Genomic DNA, 4,917 nt, shown 5'->3' on the forward strand with positions numbered 1-4,917 from the left:
CGCCCCCGCCGCCGCCCCCGCCCGAGGCGTTGAGCGCGTTCAGCACCGCCGTGTACGCCGGCTTCTTGTTGTAGTTGCCGTCGAACAGCAGCGGGGTGTCGCTGGCCCGCCAGGAGTACTTGTCCGTGACGCCCCACACCGTGATGCCGGTGCAGCGGGAGACGGCCAGGCAGGCGTTCACCACCCGGGAGTAGCTGTTGGCCTGGGCGGTGCCGGAGCCGGCGATGTCCAGTTCGGTGATCTGCACCTCGACGCCTAGGTCGGCGAAGCGCTGGAGGTTGGCCTGGAAGTCGGCCGGCACCGGGGAGGCGCTGTTGAAGTGCGACTGGAAGCCGACGCAGTCGATTGGCACGCCGCGTGCCCGGAAGTCGCGGACCATGTTGTAGACCGCGTTGCTCTTCGCGTTGATGCCGTCGGTGTTGTAGTCGTTGTAGCAGAGCTTGGCGTTCGGGTCGGCGGCCCTGGCGGTGCGGAACGCCTCCTCGATGAAGCCGTTGCCGAGCCGGTCCTGGAAGGGCGAGCTGCGCCGGGCGCCGCTGTTGCCGTCCTGGAACGCCTCGTTGACCACGTCCCAGGAGTGGATCTGGCCCCGGTAGCGGCCCATCACCTGGTTGATGTGGTTGTTCATCGCGGCCCTGAGGTCGTTGGCGTTCAGTCCGCCGACCCAGCCGGGCAGCTGCGAGTGCCAGACCAGGGTGTGGCCGCGGACCCGCATGCCACGGGACCGAGCGTGGTTCACGATCTGGTCGGCGGCGCCGAAGGTGAACGAGTTGCGGTTGGGCTCGGTGGCGTCCCACTTCATCTCGTTCTCGGCCGTGACGCTGTTGAACTCGGTGTTCAGCGTGGACGCGTAGGCGGCCTCACCGAGGCGGTTGGCGGCCACCGCGGTGCCGAAGTAGCGGCCGCGCTCGGCCGCCGAGGCGCCCAGCGTGGTGGCGGCGTCGGCGGTGTTCGGCAGGGCGATGAGGCCGGCCGCCGCGAGGAGGCCGGCGGTGGCCACCACCAGCGCGCGGCGGGCGCGTGACCACGAGCTGCCTAAGGTGCCTGAGGTGCCTGAGGACGGGCTGATCATTGCTACCCCTCGGTCGATGGATGGGTGTACTGCCGCGGCTGCAGGAGCCGCGCTCGAGTCCCGGAGAGCGACGGCGCCATGGCGTGAGGCAACGATCGAACGGGAGTATGCGCCCGTCAGGGCACCCCGTCAACGGATTCTTCCGGAATTTTTCCGGGTGGAATCGCGCCCCTGCTGGGGCTGTAGATCACTTATGACCTGGGGTGAAGCGCGTTCGACGATCCGCCGCAGGTCAGGCGGTGGGCGAATGGCTCACCGAAAATTATCGGTGTTCGGTCCGGAAGGGTGCCACGTCGGCCGCCGGGACGCCTAAGGCCCCCCGCACCCCGGGCGTCGGCGTCTAAGGACCTACAGGGCCGCCGACTTCCGCAAGGTGCCCGATGTGGCGGCCCCTCCTTGGCGAGGAGTGTGGAGTCATCGCGAACGAGCGACACCACACCGAGGGAGAACCCGATGTACCACGAGTTGCACGCCGTCCAGACCAGGATCGACGAGCTGCACCGGGAGGCGGCCAGGGAGCGCCTGGCCAACGAGGCACGGCGGGGCGCGGCCGCCCGGCGGAGCGCCGCCTCCGAGGAACACGAGCCCGAGGGGCGGGTGAGTCAACGGGACGGGGCGCGGGGCCGGCTGCTCGGCCTGCGCCGGAGCGCCCGGGCATGACGCACATGCCCCGCCGAGTGTCAGACGTGTGTGCGATCCTGCCCAACATGCACATCAGAACCGTCAGCCCCGTCTTCGTCGGCCGCGCCCCCGAGCGGGCCACCCTGGCCGAGGCGCTCGCCTCGGCCACGGCCGGCGCGCCCCAGGCGGTGCTGATCGGCGGTGAGGCCGGGGTCGGCAAGAGCCGCCTGCTCGCCGAGTTCCTCGCCGAGGCCAGGGCGGCGGGCGCCGTCACGGCCGAGGGGGCCTGCGTCGAGGTCGGCGTGGAGGGCCTGCCCTTCGCCCCCGTCTCCACCGTGCTGCGCGGCCTCAACCGCCAGCTCGGCGAGGAGCTCGCCGAGGCCGCCGCCGGGTTCGGCGGCGAGCTCGGCCGGCTGCTCCCCGAGCTCGGCGGCCCCACCGCGGCGGCCAGGGCCGGGCGCGACGAGGACGAGCGGGCCCGGCTCTTCGAGCTCACCGCCCGGCTGCTGGAGACCCTCGCCGCCGACCGCACCCTGGTGCTGGTCATCGAGGACCTGCACTGGTCCGACCGCTCGACCCGCGGCCTGCTCGGCTACCTCTTCCGCTCGCTCCAGCGCTGCCGGGTGCTGCTCCTCGCCACCTACCGCTCGGACGACATCCACCGCCGCCACCCGCTGCGCCCCTTCCTGGCCGAGCTCGACCGGCAGCGCACCGTGCTGCGCGTCGAGCTCGCCCGCTTCACCCGCGAGGAGGTGCGCGGCCAGCTCGCCGGCATCCGGGGCAGCGCGCCCTCCGAGCGCGAGCTCGACCAGGTCTACCAGCGCTCGGACGGCAACGCGTTCTTCGTCGAGGAGCTGGCCACCGCGAGCGACTGCGGAGGAGGGAGCATCCTCAGCGACTCCGTGCGCGACCTGCTGCTGGTCCGGGTCGAGGCCCTGCCCGAGTCGGCGCAGCGCGTCGTCCGCACGCTCGCCGAGGGCGGCTCCAAGGTGGAGCACGCGCTGCTGCGCGCCGTCACCGGGCTCGGCGAGGACGAGCTGATCGAGGCGCTGCGCACCGCGGTCGGCGCCAGCATCCTGCGCGCCGACGAGGACGACAGCTACGGCTTCCGGCACGCCCTGGTCCGCGAGGCCGTCGACGACGACCTGCTGCCGGGTGAGCGGTCCCGGCTCAGCCGCAGATACGCGGAGGCCCTGGAGGCCGACCCCGACCTGGTGCGGGCCGACGAGCGGCCGGCCAGGCTCGCCAGCTACTGGTACCACGCGCGGGACGCGGCCAGGGCGCTGCCCGCCACGCTGAGCGCCGCCGCCGCGGCCCGCTGCCGCCACGCCTACGCGGAGCAGCTGCACCTGCTGGAGCGCGCGCTCGAGGTCTGGGACGACGCGCCGGCCGAGGTCCGCAGGCGGCTGCCGCTCGCCGAGGGCGTCGAGTCCTACCCGCTGTGCGACTGCGACGACGAGGAGCTGAGCTTCCTCGACCTGCTGGCCGAGATGGCCGTCACGGCCCGCCGGGCCGGCGATCCCGAGCGCGGACTCACGGTGGTCAACCGGGCCCTGCGCCACATGAACGAGCGGAGCCACCCGCTGCGCGCCGCCTGGTTCTGGACGCAGAAGTCCCGGCTGATGCGGAACCTGGCCCGGAGCGACGGCTGGTCCGAGCTCGCCACGGCGCAGGAGTTGCTGGCCGGCTTCCCGCCCTCGCGGGTGCACGCGCACGTGATGACGGAGGCCGCCGGCTGGCGGACCGTGTTCGACCCGCGCCCCGAGGGCGTGGCCGTCGCCGACCAGGCCGTCGAGCTGTCCCGGCAGGTGGGCGACGAGGAGTCCGAGCTGAACGCGTTGATCAGCAGGGGCGGCCTGCTGGCCGAGGGCGGCGACGGGGACGCCGCCGTCGCCGTGCTGCGGGACGCCGCCCGGCGGGCCGAGGAGACCGAGCTGGTCAGCGTCTTCAAGCGCAGCCTCGTGAACCTGGTGTCGCTGCTGGAGGGCATCGGCCGCTCCGAGGAGGCCGTCGCGGACGCCGACCGGGGCGTGCCGATCGCCTACCGCTACGGGCTGCGGGACACCGAGTCCTGGCTCCACGGGAACCGCGCCGACTCGCTGTTCTCGCTCGGCCGCTGGGCCGAGTGCGAGATCGCCGTCCGCGAGTCGCGGCGCACCGCGCAGACACCCGTCTCCCACGCGCTCGCCGCCAAGCGGATGGCCCTCCTCGCCGTCGCCAGGGGCGACCTGGAGACGGCGGAGGCGGAGCTGACCCGGATGACCGAGCACTACAACACCTTCGACGTCTCCGCCCCGCAGTACGCCCACCCGGCCGCGCAGGCGCGCATCGGCTTCGCCGCCCAGCAGGGCCGGATCCTGGACGCCCGCCGACTGCTCGCCGAGACCCTGGCCGTCGACCTCGCCCCCGGCGTCGGCCGCTACACCTGGCCGATGCTGGACGCCGCCGCCGTCGCCGAGTCGGAGGCCCGCGGGGTGCCGGCGGCCGAGCCCGGGCAGCCGGCGGCGATATCCAGGATCCGGGCGTGCGCGGCCTCGCTGCCGCGGTCCTACCCCGTGTGGCGCGCCTACGCGCTGCTGGTCGAGGCGGAGCTGCGGCGCGCCGAGGGCACGGCCCGCCCGGCCGACTGGGCGGCGGCCGCCGCCGCTTTCGACGGCCTCACCCGCCCCCGGGAGCGGGCGCGGATCGCGCTGCGCTGGGCCGAGACGCTGCTCGCCGAGGGCGAGCGCGAGGCCGCCGCCGAGCGGCTGGCCGAGGCACACGCCACGGCCCAGCGCCTCGGCGCCGGCCCGCTGCTCACCGAGGCCGAGCGCCTCGCCCAGCGCGGCCGGCTCCCCCTGACCCCGGACGACGACCTCGACCAGCCGGACTCCTTCGGCCTGACCCGCCGCGAACTCGACGTCCTCGCGCTGGTCGCCGCCGGCCGCACCAACCGGCAGATAGCCGAGGAGCTGTTCATCTCACCCAAGACGGCGAGCGTGCACGTCTCCAACATCCTGGCCAAACTCGACGTCACCGGCCGCGGCCAGGCCGCCGCCCTGGCCCACCGCCTCGGCCTGGTCGGCACCTGACGCTCCGCGCTTGGCGTGTGGCCGCCCACCCGCAGCCGCGCGGTGCCGCGCCCACCCGCCCGCCCTTCGGGCGGGTCGTAGCGCGGCGGGGCCGCGTGGCCTGGCGGCGTAGCCGCCACGGGCCCGGCCCGCGCACACTGCGCCTAGGGCGAC

General features: G+C 74.2%; 3 protein-coding genes. 2 read left to right on the forward strand and 1 reads right to left on the reverse strand.

All coding sequences use genetic code 11. The features are described from left to right. Positions 1–1,072: endo-1,4-beta-xylanase (locus tag RNC47_RS35790; RefSeq protein ID WP_311605005.1), on the reverse strand; the 1,072-nt coding region annotated here is incomplete at its 3' end. Positions 1,073–1,525: 453 nt separating this feature from the next. Here RNC47_RS35790 and RNC47_RS35795 point away from each other — a divergent pair. Together RNC47_RS35795 and RNC47_RS35800 are read left to right on the forward strand one after the other, a co-directional pair. After that, complete coding sequence (locus RNC47_RS35795) at positions 1,526–1,732, forward strand: hypothetical protein (RefSeq protein ID WP_311605006.1); 207 nt, start codon at positions 1,526–1,528, stop codon at positions 1,730–1,732. Between the two features lie 47 nt (positions 1,733–1,779). Next, on the forward strand, positions 1,780–4,764 hold the full coding sequence (locus RNC47_RS35800) for a helix-turn-helix transcriptional regulator (protein ID WP_311605007.1): 2,985 nt from the start codon (positions 1,780–1,782) through the stop codon (positions 4,762–4,764). Positions 4,765–4,917: the final 153 nt, after the last annotated feature.

The organism is Streptomyces millisiae, from assembly GCF_031845425.1.
Lineage (GTDB): Bacteria > Actinomycetota > Actinomycetes > Streptomycetales > Streptomycetaceae > Streptomyces > Streptomyces millisiae.